This is a genomic window from Exiguobacterium alkaliphilum, assembly GCF_018138125.1.
Taxonomy (GTDB): domain Bacteria; phylum Bacillota; class Bacilli; order Exiguobacteriales; family Exiguobacteriaceae; genus Exiguobacterium; species Exiguobacterium alkaliphilum.
This window is the reverse complement of record NZ_CP073101.1, coordinates 835,584-851,401: the sequence shown is the minus strand read 5'-3', so window position 1 is coordinate 851,401 and position 15,818 is coordinate 835,584. Positions and strand designations below refer to the sequence as shown.

At 54.7% G+C, this 15,818-nt stretch carries 17 protein-coding genes; 8 read left to right on the top strand and 9 right to left on the bottom strand.

Features of this window, described 5'->3' with window-relative positions; genetic code table 11:
- Nucleotides 1-149 precede the first annotated feature (149 nt).
- Entirely contained in the window at nucleotides 150-1,349 is a 1,200-nt protein-coding gene (locus tag KB235_RS04535; protein WP_211780536.1) for an MDR family MFS transporter, read from the top strand.
- Between the two features lie 85 nt (nucleotides 1,350-1,434).
- Here the strand turns inward: KB235_RS04535 and KB235_RS04530 are convergent, their stop codons facing one another.
- The 5 genes from KB235_RS04530 to KB235_RS04510 form a co-directional block, all read right to left on the bottom strand.
- Nucleotides 1,435-1,731 (bottom strand): spore coat protein, encoded by a 297-nt coding sequence (locus KB235_RS04530; protein ID WP_211780535.1) that lies wholly within the window; start codon nucleotides 1,729-1,731, stop codon nucleotides 1,435-1,437.
- Between the two features lie 13 nt (nucleotides 1,732-1,744).
- Nucleotides 1,745-1,945: a spore coat protein gene (locus KB235_RS04525; protein ID WP_211780534.1), complete on the bottom strand. Its 201-nt coding sequence runs from the start codon at nucleotides 1,943-1,945 to the stop codon at nucleotides 1,745-1,747.
- A gap of 18 nt (nucleotides 1,946-1,963) precedes the next feature.
- On the bottom strand, nucleotides 1,964-2,236 hold the full coding sequence (locus KB235_RS04520; RefSeq protein ID WP_276514417.1) for a DUF2512 family protein: 273 nt from the start codon (nucleotides 2,234-2,236) through the stop codon (nucleotides 1,964-1,966).
- Nucleotides 2,237-2,631: 395 nt separating this feature from the next.
- A complete protein-coding gene (locus KB235_RS04515) occupies nucleotides 2,632-4,158 on the bottom strand; it encodes an FAD-dependent oxidoreductase (RefSeq protein ID WP_211780532.1) in 1,527 nt (508 codons plus the stop codon).
- Nucleotides 4,159-4,252: 94 nt separating this feature from the next.
- Nucleotides 4,253-4,648, bottom strand: coding sequence for a hypothetical protein (locus KB235_RS04510; RefSeq protein WP_211780531.1), 396 nt, complete (start codon nucleotides 4,646-4,648; stop codon nucleotides 4,253-4,255).
- A gap of 225 nt (nucleotides 4,649-4,873) precedes the next feature.
- On the opposite strand from KB235_RS04510, the gene KB235_RS04505 reads away from it, so the two are divergent.
- Nucleotides 4,874-5,752 carry a manganese catalase gene (locus KB235_RS04505; protein ID WP_211780530.1) on the top strand — a complete coding sequence of 293 codons (879 nt, stop codon included), beginning with the start codon at nucleotides 4,874-4,876 and terminating at the stop codon, nucleotides 5,750-5,752.
- Nucleotides 5,753-5,781: 29 nt separating this feature from the next.
- On the opposite strand, the gene KB235_RS04500 is transcribed toward KB235_RS04505, so the two are convergent.
- A complete protein-coding gene (locus tag KB235_RS04500) occupies nucleotides 5,782-6,630 on the bottom strand; it encodes a MurR/RpiR family transcriptional regulator (protein WP_211780529.1) in 849 nt (282 codons plus the stop codon).
- Between the two features lie 208 nt (nucleotides 6,631-6,838).
- Here KB235_RS04500 and KB235_RS04495 point away from each other — a divergent pair, with 208 nt between their 5' ends.
- From KB235_RS04495 to gntK, 4 genes are all read left to right on the top strand, one after another.
- A complete protein-coding gene (locus KB235_RS04495) occupies nucleotides 6,839-9,262 on the top strand; it encodes an EAL domain-containing protein (RefSeq protein WP_246514334.1) in 2,424 nt (807 codons plus the stop codon).
- Between the two features lie 134 nt (nucleotides 9,263-9,396).
- Complete coding sequence (gnd, locus tag KB235_RS04490) at nucleotides 9,397-10,281, top strand: phosphogluconate dehydrogenase (NAD(+)-dependent, decarboxylating) (RefSeq protein WP_211780528.1); 885 nt, start codon at nucleotides 9,397-9,399, stop codon at nucleotides 10,279-10,281.
- Between the two features lie 84 nt (nucleotides 10,282-10,365).
- A complete protein-coding gene (locus KB235_RS04485) occupies nucleotides 10,366-11,709 on the top strand; it encodes a GntT/GntP/DsdX family permease (RefSeq protein WP_211780527.1) in 1,344 nt (447 codons plus the stop codon).
- Nucleotides 11,710-11,726: 17 nt separating this feature from the next.
- Nucleotides 11,727-13,226 (top strand): gluconokinase, encoded by a 1,500-nt coding sequence (gene gntK, locus KB235_RS04480; RefSeq protein WP_420842157.1) that lies wholly within the window; start codon nucleotides 11,727-11,729, stop codon nucleotides 13,224-13,226.
- A gap of 36 nt (nucleotides 13,227-13,262) precedes the next feature.
- On the opposite strand, the gene KB235_RS04475 is transcribed toward gntK, so the two are convergent.
- Entirely contained in the window at nucleotides 13,263-13,781 is a 519-nt protein-coding gene (locus KB235_RS04475; RefSeq protein WP_211780525.1) for a dihydrofolate reductase family protein, read from the bottom strand.
- Between the two features lie 75 nt (nucleotides 13,782-13,856).
- Here KB235_RS04475 and KB235_RS04470 point away from each other — a divergent pair, with 75 nt between their 5' ends.
- Complete coding sequence (locus tag KB235_RS04470; RefSeq protein WP_211780524.1) at nucleotides 13,857-14,747, top strand: helix-turn-helix transcriptional regulator; 891 nt, start codon at nucleotides 13,857-13,859, stop codon at nucleotides 14,745-14,747.
- A gap of 34 nt (nucleotides 14,748-14,781) precedes the next feature.
- Here the strand turns inward: KB235_RS04470 and KB235_RS04465 are convergent, their stop codons facing one another.
- The gene (locus tag KB235_RS04465; protein WP_034814603.1) at nucleotides 14,782-15,048 is read right to left on the bottom strand and encodes a Txe/YoeB family addiction module toxin; all 267 of its coding nucleotides are present in this window, start codon (nucleotides 15,046-15,048) and stop codon (nucleotides 14,782-14,784) included.
- Complete coding sequence (locus tag KB235_RS04460; protein WP_034814602.1) at nucleotides 15,041-15,295, bottom strand: type II toxin-antitoxin system Phd/YefM family antitoxin; 255 nt, start codon at nucleotides 15,293-15,295, stop codon at nucleotides 15,041-15,043. The genes KB235_RS04465 and KB235_RS04460 overlap by 8 nt, the downstream gene beginning before the upstream one ends.
- 207 nt (nucleotides 15,296-15,502) lie before the next feature.
- Here KB235_RS04460 and KB235_RS04455 point away from each other — a divergent pair, with 207 nt between their 5' ends.
- Complete coding sequence (locus tag KB235_RS04455; RefSeq protein WP_211780523.1) at nucleotides 15,503-15,775, top strand: hypothetical protein; 273 nt, start codon at nucleotides 15,503-15,505, stop codon at nucleotides 15,773-15,775.
- Nucleotides 15,776-15,818: the final 43 nt, after the last annotated feature.

Sequence of the window (15,818 nt, the reverse complement as noted above, 5' to 3'; positions counted from 1 at the left end):
AAACATATGTTCGTTTTATGGTACAGCGCAAATAAGCGCCTATATATTCGCTTTTTCTATTCTTAGCATAGCAAATCCCGCAACATAAGTCTATTCTTTCTCGGCCCAACTCCCTACAGTAAAGATAGACTCTTGAAAGGAGCACAACGATGGAATCATACCGCTGGGACCTCAATCTGAAGGTTCGCTTGTTCGGCGAAGGCCTGTTCAACCTGTTGTTTTGGATGTATTTCCCGTTCATCACCGTCTATTTCGCCCAGACGCTCGGCGTCGAGCTGGCCGGTCTGCTCATGGCTGTGCCACCACTGTTCCTCCTAGTCGGCAGTTTGATCGGCGGTTCGCTCGCGGACGAAATCGGACGCCGTCCCGTCATGCTCTTCGGGACGTTCGCACAAGCGGTCTTATTCCTTGTCTTTGCCTTGTCGACGCACCCTTACGTCGATTACGTTACGTATATCGGGATTGGCTTCATGGGCGCCATTTATAAACCGGCCAGCTCGGCCATGGTTGCTGACCTCGTGCCGACGGAACAGTTACGTGATGTGTTCGCGACGTTTATGGCGTCGAACAATATCGGCGCTGTACTCGGTCCCATTCTCGGCGGGTTCCTTTTCTTCGAACATCGTCAAGCGCTCCTCTTCGGTTGCGCCTTCGTCCTGTTCGGGTATGGTGCGCTACTCGCGTTCCTTTCCCATGAGACAAAACCAGCCTCGACCGGGAAGACGATGAAGACGACATTTCGCACGCAAGTACAGTCATATCGGATGATTCTACGCGATCGATTATTTCGGCTCTATTTGATTGCCGGTGTGTTCGCTCTCATCCCGATTATGCAGCTCGACGTATACTTACCGGTCTACTTGATTGAACAAGCTCCGGCCATGTCCGACGTCTCGAACACGATCTTGTTCGGTTGGCTCGTCGCTTATAACGGTCTCTTGTTCGTCGTCTTTATCATTCCGGTCACACGTGTGTTTCGAGCATGGGACGAACGGCGCGTCTTTATATTGTCAACGTTTCTCGCCGGCTTCGGAACGTTTCTCGTCGCTTTCTCGTCAAACCTCTGGTATTTGTTTCTCGTGACGACCATCTTCACGTTCGGGGAGCTCATTCGCTCTCCGGTCAGCCAAAGTTTTATTAGTCGATACGCACCGGCGTCATCGCGTGGCCAATATCTCGCCGCCGATACGCTCCAAAACACGGTTGGCAAATTTCTCGCTCCCGTGACGGTGGTCGCTTCGGGCTTCGTCTCTCCGTTCGTCGTTTTCACCCTCATCTTGCTGTCCGCGCTCATCGGGATGGGACTTTATGCAAACATGTTTACTCGGCTTACAAAAGAAGACGAATGACCGTAGTCATCCGTCTTCCACTAATCCGATTTTCTCGTCTGTTTCTCCTAAAACAAAAAAGACCAGCTTTTCAGCTGGCCGTCCCTTAGTCTTTAATCAATTGTTCAGCTTTCTCGACCTTTTCTTTATCGTGCTTCAATTGTTTCTCGATATCGTACGCCATATACATGTCGTTTTTAATCATATAGTCGGCGATCTCCGCATGGTCCTCGATCGCCTGGTTCAACTGTTTGATTAACACCTTTCGTACTTCCGGCGAGGCCGTCTCCGTGACGGCGACTGCATATGCCCGGACGGCCGACTTGGCCGTGATCAACAGGTCCGTCGCAATCAACTCATCTCGTTGCTTGCTCGCCCGTTTCAAGTTTTCCGTGATTCCCATCCGTCTCTCCCCCTTACGCCTTGTCCGGCAGCAACTGTTTCAACTCGTCAATCGCCTGCTCGCTGTTCTTCAGATGCTTTCTCGCAATCTTCTTCAACTTGTCGTCTTTGATGAGCGGCTCGCTGACATACCCTTTGACGAGCCCCGCTTGCTTCAACGTCAACATTTCGTGAAGTTCCAACACCTCATGGATGGCGAGCTTGTTCTTTGCCATCGTGATCCCTCCTTTTTTTCATCGGGTCGAAGGTCGCGCATTGGCGCGCGCTTCTCCTCGTTTATGCTTCAACAACCACATGTGGAACACGTACTCCACCACCGCCGTCGCAATCGCGGTCACGAGCGCAATGAGCGCGAAGTTCGAGTCTGCGGCCAAATCGAAATCCAAGAGCCACACGAAGAACCACGTGAGCAAAAAGACGAGACCGAAGTCTGCGACCGTTGCCGGGATATTGCCGAACTTGCGTAGGATGAACATGTCCCCAAGAAAGTACGCAATCGTCCCCACTGCGGTGGCGATTCACGCCGCGTGATACCACGGAATCGTGAAGCCAAGCGTCAAGACGAGGATGAACACGACGATTAACGTCGGCATCTTGATTCCTAGTGCTTTCCCATGATTCACTTGCATCATCGTCCCCTCCTTCCCCTTTTCTGAAGCTATTTTCCGTTTCGTACAGTCACATGTTCCCGGGACGAATCGCCGTAAACAAAAAAATTTCGTTTCTTTATCGGACAAAAACATTATTGTTGACGTACCGTAACAGAAAACGTGAAATAGTGAGTCTTAATCTATCATTTTAGAAGGTTCGACTGGCTCGACATTTTGAATCCATGATTTTTCACACTAATTTACAGTTACGTGACAAAAAGGCGAGGCGCCTGCGTGCGCCTCGCCTGGTCTTATTTTCGTGGTAAGTTTTTGACGGCCGGCCCTTCGATGACCTCGCCGTTCGGTTTGAATCGGGAGCCGTGGCACGGACAGTCCCAAGACCGCTCAGCCTGATTCCAGTTCACGGTACAGCCCATATGTGTACAGGCCGACCCGACGAGCGTGACGTTGCCGTCGACGTCGCGATAAGCGGCCACATGGTCCCCGTCGTGGTCAATGATCGCCCCTTCGTCGAATCCGAGGTCGTCTAGCGTCTTCTCGGCGCGCTTCACTTTCCCTTTGATGAACTCTTTGGCGACGTCCGCGTTCGTCTTCACGAACCGGGCCGCGTCTGACAGCTTCCACTTCGAACGGGACGGGTCGTACAAGTCATCGTACCGGTTTCGCCGCTGCATAATCAAGTCGGTGATGACGCGCGCCGCGACGATGCCTTGGCTCATCCCCCACTTCGAGAAGCCGGTCGCCACGAACACGTGCGGCGTGTCATTCGTCATGCGGCCGATGTATGGGACTTTATCGAGGGTAATCAAGTCCTGCGCTGACCAATGGTGCGTGAACGACTCGAGCCCGAAATGGCGATGGGCGAACTCCCCGAGGTTCTCGTAGCACGTGAACGTCTCCTTCTTATGTCCGCTCAAATGGTTCTCCCCACCGAACATCGCCATCTTCTGCCCGTTGTCGAGCTTGACGTGGCGGAGCGACCGGCTCGGCGAATCGACGCTGATGAACATCCCTTCCGGAAACTGCGCACTCGGGATTTCGGCCGAGACGACGTACGACCGTTCGACCTCCATCTTCGAGAAATAGAGCCCTTTGAAGTCGTTGAACGGGTAATGCGTCGCGACGACGACGTCTTTCGCCGAGACCGTGTGCCCGGCCTCGGTCGTCAAGCGGTTCGGCGACCCGTACTCGATGCCCGTCACCCGCGTCATCTCGTAAAACGTCCCCCCGAGCTCAAGAAATCGCTTCATGAGCCCTTGTAAGTATTTGACCGGATGGAACTGGAGCTGGTCGTGCATGACCGTCGCCTTGCGCACCTTGTACGGCAAGAGCTCGTTCACCTCGCCCGTCGCGTCGCCCCCATCGATACCAAGCGTCGCGTACGCCTCGTCCTCCTTCTCGAGCAGCTTGGCCGCACTGCTTGACGAATCGGCGTACATGTAGGCGTGTTGCCGCTCGAGGTCACAGTCAATGCCGAGCGACTCGACTTGGCCTTCGAGGAACTGGAGCGCCTCAATGTTGGCGTCATAGTAGAGGCGCGCCTTCTCTTCCCCGAGCGTCTTGATGAGTTCGGCGTAGATGACCCCGTGCTGGGCCGACACTTTCGCCGTCGTATAGCCGGTCGTGCCGGTGCCGAACCGTGCCGCCTCAATCAAGACGACCTGCTTGCCTTGTTCCGCGAGCTCGAGCGCTGCGACGACGCCGACGATTCCGGCCCCGACGACGGCGACCTCGGCCGTGATGTCTTGATGGACCGACGCGGTCGGGTCGTCCTTGGCGACGTCACGCCAAAACGATGATGGAAAATCTTTTAACATAAACGTTCCCTCCTTTAGCGGGTTCCTTCAGTGAATAGAGTGCATGGTTGAAATACCCGTCCTCTTCCAATCAGAAACAAAAAGAGGCCCTGCCTCAGGCCTCCTTCTTCGTCGGAATCGTGATGTCGTCGAACTGCGCGTCACGACAGAGCGTGATCGCCTGCATCGCGAGCGTGTAATCGTCTTCGGTCAACGAGATGAGCTCGGTCGGGAGCACCCATTCCTTGTTGTTATAAAGATGGATGACGAGCTTGACGAGGGTGAGCACTTCCTTGTCGAACGTGTTATCATCGATGATCGTCCCGGTGCGGATTTGCCCTTTCTCGAGCTCGACGTACGGCAACAAGATGTCTTGCACTTGTTTGTTCCCAGCGATCAAATAAAGGGCCGCGAAGTATTGCCGGCTCGTCTGCCCGGGGTCATTGAGCCGTCGCACGAGGTGCTTGAACGTCTCGAAATGATCGGGCGTCAAAAATTCTAAGTTATGCATGGCAATTTCCTCTCTCGTCTCTATGTCACGTTGGACTCATGTCTAATAATTCCACCGTTTCTTCAGGAGTAACCCTTTTTGATTGAAATTTTACATGGGACGTATCGGTATACCCTACCCTGTATTTGGAAATTTTTATCTAAAAAAGAGGTTTTAAATGTTTTGATAGTGGAACTATTTCTTTGTCGTATAATTCACCATGTGTTCAAAAAAAGGAGGAATTCTATGTTTCGCCATCAGAAAGAACTACAGTTCGAAGTGAACGTCGATCGCCCAGATCCGCAACTGGCGCGTCAAATCCAAGAAGTACTCGGTGGTCAATTCGGGGAAATGACCGTCATGATGCAGTACTTGTTCCAAGGCTTCAACTGTCGTGGGGAAGAGAAGTATAAGGACATGCTCATGGACATCGGGACCGAGGAGATCGGACACGTCGAAATGTTGTGCGCGCTCATCTCGCAACTACTCGACGGTGCGTCACCGGACGACCAGGCCGAGGCAGCCAAAGACCCGGCGACAGCGGCCATCCTTGGCGGAATGAACCCGCAGCATTTGATTGTCAGCGGGCTCGGCGGACTGCCGACGAACTCGAACGGGGTGCCATGGAACGGTTCATATATCGTCGCGAGCGGGAATTTGCTCGCTGACATGCGTTCGAACTTACACGCCGAGACACAGGGCCGGCTGCAAGTCGCACGGTTGTATCATATGACGAAGGACGAAGGTGTCCGGAAAGTGTTCCGCAAGATGCTCGCCCGTGACCGCTACCACCAGTACCAATGGATGGCGGCCATCGATGAGCTCGAACAGAAGAACGGCGTCATCGTGCCAGCAAGTTTCCCGGCGAAAGACGAGAAAGAAGCCGAGAAACATGGCCTCGAGTTCTGGGACTTGTCGGAAGGCAATGAGTCGAGCCAAGGCAAATGGGCGACGGGCAGCGCGCCGGACGGTGCCGGCGATTTCGTCTATTTGAGCGACCCGGCCCCGCAAGGCCAGAAGCCGGTCATGGACATCCCGGACAAGACGCTCCATCACGATTTGGACGATCCGGGCAGTGTCGAGAAAGTCGTCAAAAAAGTGACAGACCAAATCAAAGGCAAATAAGAAAAAGGCTGGCCCGAGGGTCAGCCTTTTCACATGCGCCGGAGCGAGATGGCTTCACGCATCTTCTGGAGCGATTCTCTCCCCTCTTCCCCGCGCCGCATCATGACGACGGTGAACAAGGCGTCGATCAGACTGAGCTCGGCGATTCGCGAGGCGAGCGCCTCGGAGCGAAACTCCGTCTCTTGCGACACGGTGTAGAGGGCGACGTCACACAGCTTCGACAGCGGTGACTTCGCATAGTTGGTGATGGCAATCGTCGGGACGCCGCGCTCGTTCAGCACTTTTGCCACGTCGAGTATGTCTTTCGAGGCGCCCGAGTGTGAGATGAGCACCGCGACGTCGTCGTTCGTCAGTTGCGACGCCGACATGAGCTGCATGTGCGACTCGAGGTTTGCCGTGACGAACAGTCCGCTCCGGACGAACTTGTGATACGCATCGAGTGCGATGATGGCCGAGCCCCCGCTGCCGAAGAACTCGATGCGGCGCGCCGACAACAACAGCGTGACGGCCTTGTCGAGCGACGTCGCGTCCAAAATCTGTCGCGTCGCTTCGAGCGTCTTCACGTTCGACGTGAAAATCTTCTCGGCGATCTCAAGCGGCGTGTCCTCGTTCGAGATGTCCTCATGGATGTCTTGGAGCGGTGCGACGACATCGGTGGCGAGCGCGATTTTCAGCGCCTGATAGCCTTTGAAGCCGACGCGCTGGCAAAAACGGAAAACGGTCGACTCGGCGACGTCGAGGTCGTCGGCGACTTGATTGATCGTATGGTGGATGATGCGTTCCGGTTGCTTCAAGATATAGTCGGCGATGCGTTGCTCTTTCTTACCGAGTGTCGAATAAGCACCGCGGATGCGGGCCAGGCCGTTCATCGATTCCATATGTCTCACCCTTTTTCTTTTTACGATACCGTTTCGAAAAAAATTCCGCAATCAAAGACTGACCGTTCTTTTCGCCAATGTGCCAAACTATTGACCCACTGTGGAAAACATTCCCTTCACGTCAAGACAAATATGCTAAGCTAGGAAAGCTCATTTTTGAGAAACTATCAGCTTTCGTCCATTTGTCCCGACTTTATTAGAGAAAGGGTTGGTCCCCATCGAACACCATTTGCATAGCACGTACAGTCTCCCGCTCGTCCTCCTCTCCATCGCCGTCGCCATCTTCTCCGGATATGTCTCGCTCGATATCAGCAGCCGTCTCAAATACTCCGAGCACGTCTCCCGCATCCGTTGGGTGAGCGCCGGGGCCCTCAGTCTCGGCCTCGGGATATGGGGGATGCATTTCATCGGGATGCTCGCTTTCCATCTAGAGGCCGACGTCTCTTACCACATCGGCATCGTCATCGCCTCAATCATTCCGGCAATCATCTCGTCCGGGTTCGCCTTCTATACCGTCAGTCAACGGTCGGCCCGTCCGCGCGACCTCGTCATCTGCGCCGTCTTCATCAGCATCGGGATCGTATCGATGCACTATGTCGGCATGGAAGCGATGTTGATGGACGCCGACATCACGTACGACCCGTTCATGTGGCTCCTATCCGCCGTCGTCGCATTCGTCGCCTCGCTCGTCGGCTTGTACTTGTTGTTCTCGCTTCCTGACGTCTCGCGCTTCCATTGGCGCAAGGTGACGAGCGCAATCCTGATTGGCCTCGCCGTGTCCGGGATGCACTACATCGGCATGTCCGCCGCCGAGTTCACCCCGACCACGACCGAGAGCGCATCCGGCTTCTCGATGGACAGCGCCCTGCTCGCCTATTGGATTGGCGGCAGCGTTATGACGCTCTTCCTGCTCATGCTCATCTCGGTACGGAACGAGAAGCAACTCGAGACGCAGTCCGAAGAGCTCGAGATGCGCTTCCAATCGGTCGTCGAATCAGCGAACGACGCCATTATCGTCGCCGACCAGGATCGTCGCATCGTCGAATGGAATCATGGCGCTGAGCGGTTGTTCGGCTGTCCGGCCGAGAAGATGCTTGGCCAATCAATCACCCTCATCATACCGGAGCGTTTTCGGGACGCGCACGAGCGTGGCATGCAACGGTACGAGGCGACAAAAGAAGCACGCGTCATCGGCCAGACGGTCGAGCTCGTCGGGTTACGGCACGACGGGACCGAGTTCCCGCTCGAGATGTCGCTCGGGACGTGGACGACCGAGAAAGGCATGTTCTTCAGCAGCATCATCCGAGACATCAGTGAGCGGAAACAGATTCAAGAACAGATTAACGACCTCGTCTACTTGGACACGTTGACCGGCCTGCCGAACCGCCGCCTGTTCAACGACCGGCTCGACGCCTTGCTCGCCCAAGGGAACGAGTCGACGTTCTCGCTGTTCTATATCGATCTCGACAATTTCAAGGTCATCAACGACCGATTCGGCCACTCGACAGGCGATGTGTTTTTACGTCAAGTGACGGACCGCTTGCTGACGACAATCGGAAAAACCGACACGCTCGCCCGGCTCGGCGGTGACGAGTTCATCATCCTGTCACCGAACACCGGCAGCAACCTGGCGGCCCATCGTGCCCAGCAGATCACGAACGCGTTGAACCAATTATTCATTCTCGAGGGCGAGGAAGTGTTCACAAGCCTCTCTATCGGAATTTCGCTCTATCCGTCAGATGGCCACACGGCCGACGACCTGTTGAAGAACGCCGACATCGCCATGTATCGGGCGAAAGAGGACGGCAAGAACGGCTTCCAGTTCTTCACGAAAGAGATGAACGAGTCCGTCGCCCGGAAGTCGCAGCTCGCGATGGCGCTCCGAAAAAGCATCGGTCGCGGCGAGTTCACGATCCATTATCAACCGCAAATCAATCTTGAAACCGAGGCCTTGATTGGCGTCGAGGCACTCGTACGTTGGACGCATCCGGAGCTCGGAATGATTTCCCCGGCCGAGTTCATCCCGATCGCCGAAGAGACCGGCAGCATCCATCGCCTCGGTGAGTTCGTCTTGAACGAGGCGTGCCGACAGAACAAGGCATGGCAGGATGCGGGCGTCACCCCGTTCCGCGTCGCCGTCAACATCTCGGCACTCCAGTTCGCGCAGAAAGATTTGCCGGTCATCGTCAGCCAGGCGCTCGAGGCGTCAGGCCTCGCGCCGGAATATCTCGAGCTCGAGCTGACGGAGACGGTCATCCAAAGCGCCCAGAGCGCCATCGAGACGATGGAAGAACTCGTCGCGCTCGGTGTCCACTTGTCAATCGACGACTTCGGGACCGGCTACTCGTCGCTCAGCTACTTGAAGCTGTTCCCGATCGACACGCTGAAAATCGACCAACATTTCACGAAAAACATCGAGACGGACTCGAAAGACGCCGCCCTCGTCAAGACGATCATCCGGATGGCGCACGAGCTCGGGTTGAACGTCATCGCCGAAGGGGTCGAGACGAAAGCGCAGGCCGAGTTCTTGAAGGCCGAGGACTGCAATCAAGCGCAAGGCTATTACTACAACAAGCCGATGCCGGCCGAGGAACTCGATTCGTTCCTGTATCGGTATAAGAAAAGTGTGTGACACGAGACGCGCCCGGAGACGGGTGCGTCTTTTGTATGGAAATCGAAATTAATTTCATTTTTAATATTTTTTTCGAATTATTTTTGATATGATGAGACAGAGATGAAATAAAATTCGATTTTAGAGGTGACGATATGGAAATCGGTTTGATTGGATTGGGCAAGATGGGATACAACTTGGCATTGAACTTGAGCGACCACGGCCATCGCGTCGTCGGGACGGACGCAGGACAGGTCGAGGCGACCGATGCGTTCGAGATCGTGTCGACGCTCGAAGACGTCGTCAACGGGCTCGCTGCACCGCGCGTCGTCTGGACGATGGTGCCGGCCGGAGACATCACCGAGGCCGTGCTCGCGGAACTTTTCGAGAAACTAGAGCCGGGTGACATCGTCATCGACGGCGGCAACTCGAACTACAAGCTGTCGGTCGCACGGGCCGAGCAGTTCGCCGAAAAAGGCATCACGTTCTTCGACTGCGGGACGAGCGGTGGCACGGAGGGTGCGCGACACGGGGCTTGTACGATGGTCGGCGGCGACGCCGACGCGTGGCCCGTGATCGAGCCGATCTTCAAAGACTTGTCGGTCGAGAACGGTTACTTGTACACGGGGCCGGCCGGGAGCGGTCACTTCTTGAAGATGATTCATAACGGCATCGAGTACGGCATGATGCAGGCGATCGCCGAAGGGTTCGACATCTTAGAGAAGAGCCCGTTCGACTACGACTATGAGCAAGTCGCCCGCGTCTGGAACCACGGCTCGGTCGTGCGCTCGTGGCTCATGGAGCTGACGGAGAACGCGTTCCATAAAGACGCGAAGCTCGACGAGATTAAAGGCGTCATGCATTCGTCCGGTGAAGGGAAATGGACGGTCGAGACGGCGCTCGATTTGCAAGCGGCCGCACCGGTCATAGCCCTCTCGCTCATGATGCGCTACCGCTCGCTCGAGGACGACACGTTCACGGGGAAAGTCGTCGCGGCGCTCCGGAACGAGTTCGGCGGCCACGCCGTCGTCAAAAAATAATGCGTGGAAAAGGTCAGGGGGATGGCCTTTTCCTTTGTCAGAAACTGTAAACGGTTACATATTTCATTAAAGGGGGAACACCTTATGTCTGGCTCTACACTCATTTTGATTGCCGTCGCCGGCATCTTCACGCTCTTATTCTTAGTCATGCGGACGAAGCTCCACGCCTTCGTCTCACTCTTACTCGTCAGTCTGCTCGTCGGTGTCGCCGCCGGCATGCCGCTCGGTGACGTCATCGCGTCCGTCCAGAACGGGATGGGCGGGACGCTCGGCTTCGTCGCCGTCGTCGTCGGTCTCGGTGCCATGTTCGGGAAGATGCTCGAAGTATCGGGCGGTGCCGAACGGCTCGCGCAGACGCTCGTCGGGAAGTTCGGCGAGGACAAGGCGCAATGGGCGCTCGGGATCACCGGCTTCATCGTCGCCGTCCCCGTCTTCTTTGACGTCGGGTTCATCATTCTCGTCCCGATCGTCTATGGCCTCGCCAAGAAAACCGGCCGGTCGCTCCTCTACTACGGGATCCCGCTCCTCGCGGGTCTCGCCGTCACGCACAGCTTCATCCCGCCGACGCCCGGTCCGATCGCCGTCGCCAACTTGATTGGTGCCGAGCTCGGTTGGGTCATCTTGTTCGGGATTTTAGCCGGTATCCCGTCGATGATTTTAGCGGGACCGATTTTCGGGAAGTATATCGCCAAGAAGATTCACGTCAACATCCCGGACTATATGGAGTTCGAGGAAGTCGACACGTCAAAAGAACTCCCGAGCTTCAAGATGATTCTCTCGCTCATCTCGATCCCGCTCGTATTGATTCTCGCCAACACGTTGTCCGCCGTCTTGCTCGAGGAAGGCAACGTCATCCGCACGTTCTTCACATTCATGGGACATCCGTTCGTCGCCTTGACGATTGCGACGCTCCTCACGTTCATCTTCCTCGGCACACGCCGTGGCTATACGCGTGACGAGGTCCAAGAGATTGCGACGAAAGCGCTCGAGCCGGCCGGGATTATCATCCTCGTTACGGGTGCCGGTGGTGTGTTCAAGCAAGTGTTAATCGACTCAGGCGTCGGTGACGTGCTCGGTGAGATGATGGCCGGGTCACCGCTGCCGGCGATCGTCCTCGCCTTCTTGATCGCGACGGTCGTCCGTGTCGCCCAAGGATCGGCCACCGTCTCGATGGTCACGGCGGCAGGACTCATCACGCCGCTCCTCGAACTTCAAAATATCACGGGGGCCGCACTCGGCCTCATCGTCATCGCGATCGCCTCTGGTGCGACCGTCTTGTCTCACGTGAACGACTCCGGGTTCTGGCTCGTCAACCGCTACTTCGGTCTCGACGTGAAAGACACGCTCAAGTCGTGGACCGTGATGGAAACGATTATCGGATTGACCGGCTTCGCGGTCGTCTTCTTGATTAGCCTATTTATCATTTAAGTTAGGAAGTGATGTGTGTGTATACGATTGGTGTCGATATCGGGACGACGAGTACGAAGGCCGTCCTGTTCCATAATCAGCAACAACTCGCGGTACATAACGTGCTGTACCCGCTCCTCACCCCGGACACGGAGACGGCCGAGCAAGACCCGGTCGTCATCTACGGGGCCGTCTTGGAAGCCATCTCGGCCGTTCGGACACATGCCGACGGTCCGGTCCGCTTCGCGTCGTTCAGTTCGGCGATGCATAGCTTGATCGCGCTCGACGCGTTAGGCCGCCCGCTCACCCACAGCATCACGTGGGCCGATAGCCGGGCGAACCCGTATACGCAAGAAATCAAACGCGAGTTCGATGCGAGCGCGCTCCATATGCGCACCGGCACCCCGGTCCATCCGATGGCGCCGCTGTCGAAACTGCGTTGGCTGAAAGCCGAGCATCCGGACGTGTTCGCTCAAGCCGTGAAGTTCGTTTCCATCAAAGAGTACGTCTTCTATCGCCTGACCGGGCGCTTCGTCATCGACCACTCGATCGCCTCGGCGACCGGCTTGTTCAATTTGAAGAACTGTGACTGGGATGCGGAGGCGCTCGACGTCGCCGGCGTCACACCAGCGCATCTATCTGAACTCGTGCCGACGACGGAGATTTTGACGCTCAGACCGGACGTCATGGAGACACTCGGCTGGGACTTCCCGCTCGTCATCGGGGCGAGCGACGGGGTGCTCTCGAACCTCGGGGTTGGGGCGTTCGAGCAAGGCGTCGTCGCCGTCACGATTGGGACGAGCGGTGCCATCCGGACAGTCGTCCGCGAACCGGTCGAGGACCCGAAAGGCCGCATCTTCTGTTACGCCTTGACGGACAAACATTGGGTCATCGGCGGCCCGGTCAATAATGGCGGCATCATCTTGCGCTGGCTCCGTGACGAGTTCGCGGCGAGCGAGGTCGAGACGGCGAAACGGCTCGGGATGGACGCCTATGATGTGTTGACGCGGATCGCCGAGACGGTGAAGCCGGGCTCGGAGGGCCTGTTGTTCCATCCGTATTTGATGGGTGAACGGGCCCCGCTCTGGGACTCGAACGCACGCGGTTCGTTCTTCGGCCTCAGCATCCACCACAAACGCGAGCATTTCATCCGCGCCGTGCTCGAAGGCGTCATCTTCAACTTGTATACTGTCATGCTGGCGCTCGACGAGTTGACAGGCGCGCCGAACCGGATTCACGCGACGGGCGGCTTCGCCCAGTCGAGCCTATGGCGCCAGATGATGGCCGACATCTTCGATACGCCGGTCGTCGTGCCAGAAAGCCACGAGAGTTCATGTCTCGGTGCCGTCATGCTTGGAGAGTATGCGTTCGGCGACGTGGATGACTTCACGGCCGTGCCACAAGTGACGCATGAGCATGCGCCAAACATGGAAGCGACGACCGTTTACCGGGAGCTGTTGCCGATTTACATCCGCTTGTCGCGTCACTTGGCGGAAGAATACGAAGCCATTTCGGATTTTCAACGGAAGCATGTATGAGAAAAGACCAAGTTCATTGCGAACTTGGTCTTTCGTTTATCGCTCATACGTCACCATGACGAACTGTCCGGACGCGCGTTGGCTCGTCAGTTTCAACTTCGTCTCTTTCGTGCCTTCCGGGAAGAGCGGGATGCCTTCTCCTAACACGACCGGGGCGATGGCAATCTCATAGCTGTCAATCAAATCGTGCGCCATCGCTTCTTTGATGACCTCGCATCCCCCGACGAGCCAGATGTCGCCGTCAACGTCTTGCTTCAACCGTTCGATGAGCTGTTCGATCGGCTCGTCCGTGAACGTGACGTGCTCGGCTTCCCGGTCCGGGTTCCGGGTCAAGATATAGTTCGGGATGTCCTTGTACGGATAGCCGTCCGGCTCGAGCACGAGCACTTCCTCATACGTTTTCCGTCCCATGACGACAGCCCCGACCGTCTTGAAGAAGTCGGCGTAGCCGTTGTCTCCTTCTCCCTCGACTTCGAACAGCCAATCGAGTTGGTCGTTCGTTCGGGCGATCTTTCCATCTAAACTTGTCGCGATATATAAAACGACATTTCCCATGATTGATTCCTCCTTGATTCGTGATACATTTAGCTTAATCAATAAACACGACAAAAATTGACGGGAATGAATTGAATGAAAAAACGACATTTGCAGTTGATTCGAGTGTTGAATCGGGGCCGTCGGTTCACGGCGGACGAACTCGCCCAAGAGACCGGCGCCTCGGTCCGGACGATTCAACGTGACATGCTGACGCTCGAGAAAATCGGCTATCCGATTTGGAGCGTCCCCGGCACGGGTGGCGGTTATGAGATGTTGCCGAACCGATTGCTCCCGCCGCTCCAACTTCGGGAGCAAGAAGCGGTCGCACTCTACCTGACGCTCAAATGGATGGAACAGATTCCGGACGTGCCGTTCGGAGCGTTACGCGACTCGTTGTCCGACTGGTACGTGCATGAATTGCCGCACGACCTTGAGACGAAAATTGCTCGGCTCGAGAAGAACATCCTTTGGCTCGGGAACAAGACCGCACCACCCGCCCCGTTCACGAAAGACGTGTTTCTGGCGGTCGAACGGAGACAAATAATCGAGCTGACGTACGCGACGACGAAAGGATCACGTACGTTCACGATCGCACCATGCGGGATGGCGCTCCTCGATTTAAAGTGGTATGTGTATGGCCTCTCGGATTACGGGCTACTGCTATATCGGATTGACCGGATTGAAGCGATGCGTCTACTCGATGAGACGTTCGAAGCGGACGATTTGGCGACGCTCCTCAAGACAAGTGACGAACGAATCGGGGTGACCGTCCGGCTCGAACTCACGCCGCTCGGCCGCCGTCTACTTGAAGACGTATTACCCGATATCGATAGGAAGAATGAGTGGGACGTGCCAGAAGCTGAGCTTCCGTTTTTGTCGCGGCAATTGCTCGCGGCTGGGGCGGAAGTCGAAGTCGTCGAGCCGATTGAACTACGGGAGATGATGCGGGATTACGCCGGAAGGTTGTGGGAAATGTATCAATAAAAATGGACTCATACCGTGATAGGTGTGAGTCCATTTACAAGTAGTGATAACGACATTGTAAAATCTCTACATATTGATTCATAACTCTATAAACGAGTCTGTGCTCTGAATCAATTCTACGACTATAGAAACCTTGTAAGTTCCCTTTTAATGCTTCTGGTTTACCTATCCCATTTAAGTTTCCGTTTCTTCTAACATCCTCGATTAACAAATTGATTCGCTTTAATTTCTTTTTATCTTCTTTTTGCCAATACAAATAATCTTCCCACCCATTGTCAGTGAATAATAAAGATTTACTCATTCATTAATTCTCTTTCTGTGACCTCATTATTTTCAATCTGTTTAATAGATTCTAATAGCCGCTCCGCATTTTTCGGGCTTCTCAACAAATAAATGGTTTCCATTAAGCTCTCGTATTCTTGCTCCGACATAATGACCGCATTTTCACTATTCTTTCGTGAGATGACAATCGCTTCGCTATTTTCATGGACTTGATCTAATACTTTTTTAAAGTTTTTACGTGCATCACTGTAGGTAATTGTAGACATAATGACCACTCCTTCCATGTTCTAATTGTACTTTTATTTGTACAATAAAACAACTAACTGATACGCCTTAAAATACGAATAACTAAGAAAGGTGTTTTCTCATATGTAATATCAAACTGAATAAAAAGATAATCCTTTTCACTCATATTAAAGATGTAATTTAATGGTAATATCGATGTGAGGCTATCATAAGGAAGGAGTCTTGTTATGAATAATAAACTATCCTTCTCCACACTATTTCTCTCCATCAGTGTCATTTCGCTATTAGCTGTCATAGTGTATCTCAACGTCTCGACGATCGAATTGAATGAGACAATCGGTTCAGGGCTATTCTACTCGAAAGGCTATTATGAGGAAGGCAATATGATCGTCATGGAGCAAGGCATCGGTGTCATCACGTTGCCACTCGCTATCGGTCTCGTCGCATCGACACTCATCAACGTCATCCAATTTTGCCGTACCCATTCCGTTTCGGATTAACCCACTTCACACAAAGAACCTAACCGGGGCCCGGTTAGGTTCT

Excerpts from the sequence above, each read along its gene's own strand:
- KB235_RS04535 (WP_211780536.1), top strand. The coding sequence starts at position 150 with ATGGAATCATACCGCTGGGACCTCAATCTGAAGGTTCGCTTGTTCGGC.
- KB235_RS04530 (WP_211780535.1), bottom strand. The coding sequence starts at position 1,731 with ATGGGAATCACGGAAAACTTGAAACGGGCGAGCAAGCAACGAGATGAG.
- KB235_RS04525 (WP_211780534.1), bottom strand. The coding sequence starts at position 1,945 with ATGGCAAAGAACAAGCTCGCCATCCATGAGGTGTTGGAACTTCACGAA.
- KB235_RS04515 (WP_211780532.1), bottom strand. The coding sequence starts at position 4,158 with ATGTTAAAAGATTTTCCATCATCGTTTTGGCGTGACGTCGCCAAGGAC.
- KB235_RS04510 (WP_211780531.1), bottom strand. The coding sequence starts at position 4,648 with ATGCATAACTTAGAATTTTTGACGCCCGATCATTTCGAGACGTTCAAG.
- KB235_RS04505 (WP_211780530.1), top strand. The coding sequence starts at position 4,874 with ATGTTTCGCCATCAGAAAGAACTACAGTTCGAAGTGAACGTCGATCGC.
- KB235_RS04500 (WP_211780529.1), bottom strand. The coding sequence starts at position 6,630 with ATGGAATCGATGAACGGCCTGGCCCGCATCCGCGGTGCTTATTCGACA.
- gnd (WP_211780528.1), top strand. The coding sequence starts at position 9,397 with ATGGAAATCGGTTTGATTGGATTGGGCAAGATGGGATACAACTTGGCA.
- KB235_RS04485 (WP_211780527.1), top strand. The coding sequence starts at position 10,366 with ATGTCTGGCTCTACACTCATTTTGATTGCCGTCGCCGGCATCTTCACG.
- KB235_RS04475 (WP_211780525.1), bottom strand. The coding sequence starts at position 13,781 with ATGGGAAATGTCGTTTTATATATCGCGACAAGTTTAGATGGAAAGATC.
- KB235_RS04470 (WP_211780524.1), top strand. The coding sequence starts at position 13,857 with ATGAAAAAACGACATTTGCAGTTGATTCGAGTGTTGAATCGGGGCCGT.
- KB235_RS04465 (WP_034814603.1), bottom strand. The coding sequence starts at position 15,048 with ATGAGTAAATCTTTATTATTCACTGACAATGGGTGGGAAGATTATTTG.
- KB235_RS04460 (WP_034814602.1), bottom strand. The coding sequence starts at position 15,295 with ATGTCTACAATTACCTACAGTGATGCACGTAAAAACTTTAAAAAAGTA.
- KB235_RS04455 (WP_211780523.1), top strand. The coding sequence starts at position 15,503 with ATGAATAATAAACTATCCTTCTCCACACTATTTCTCTCCATCAGTGTC.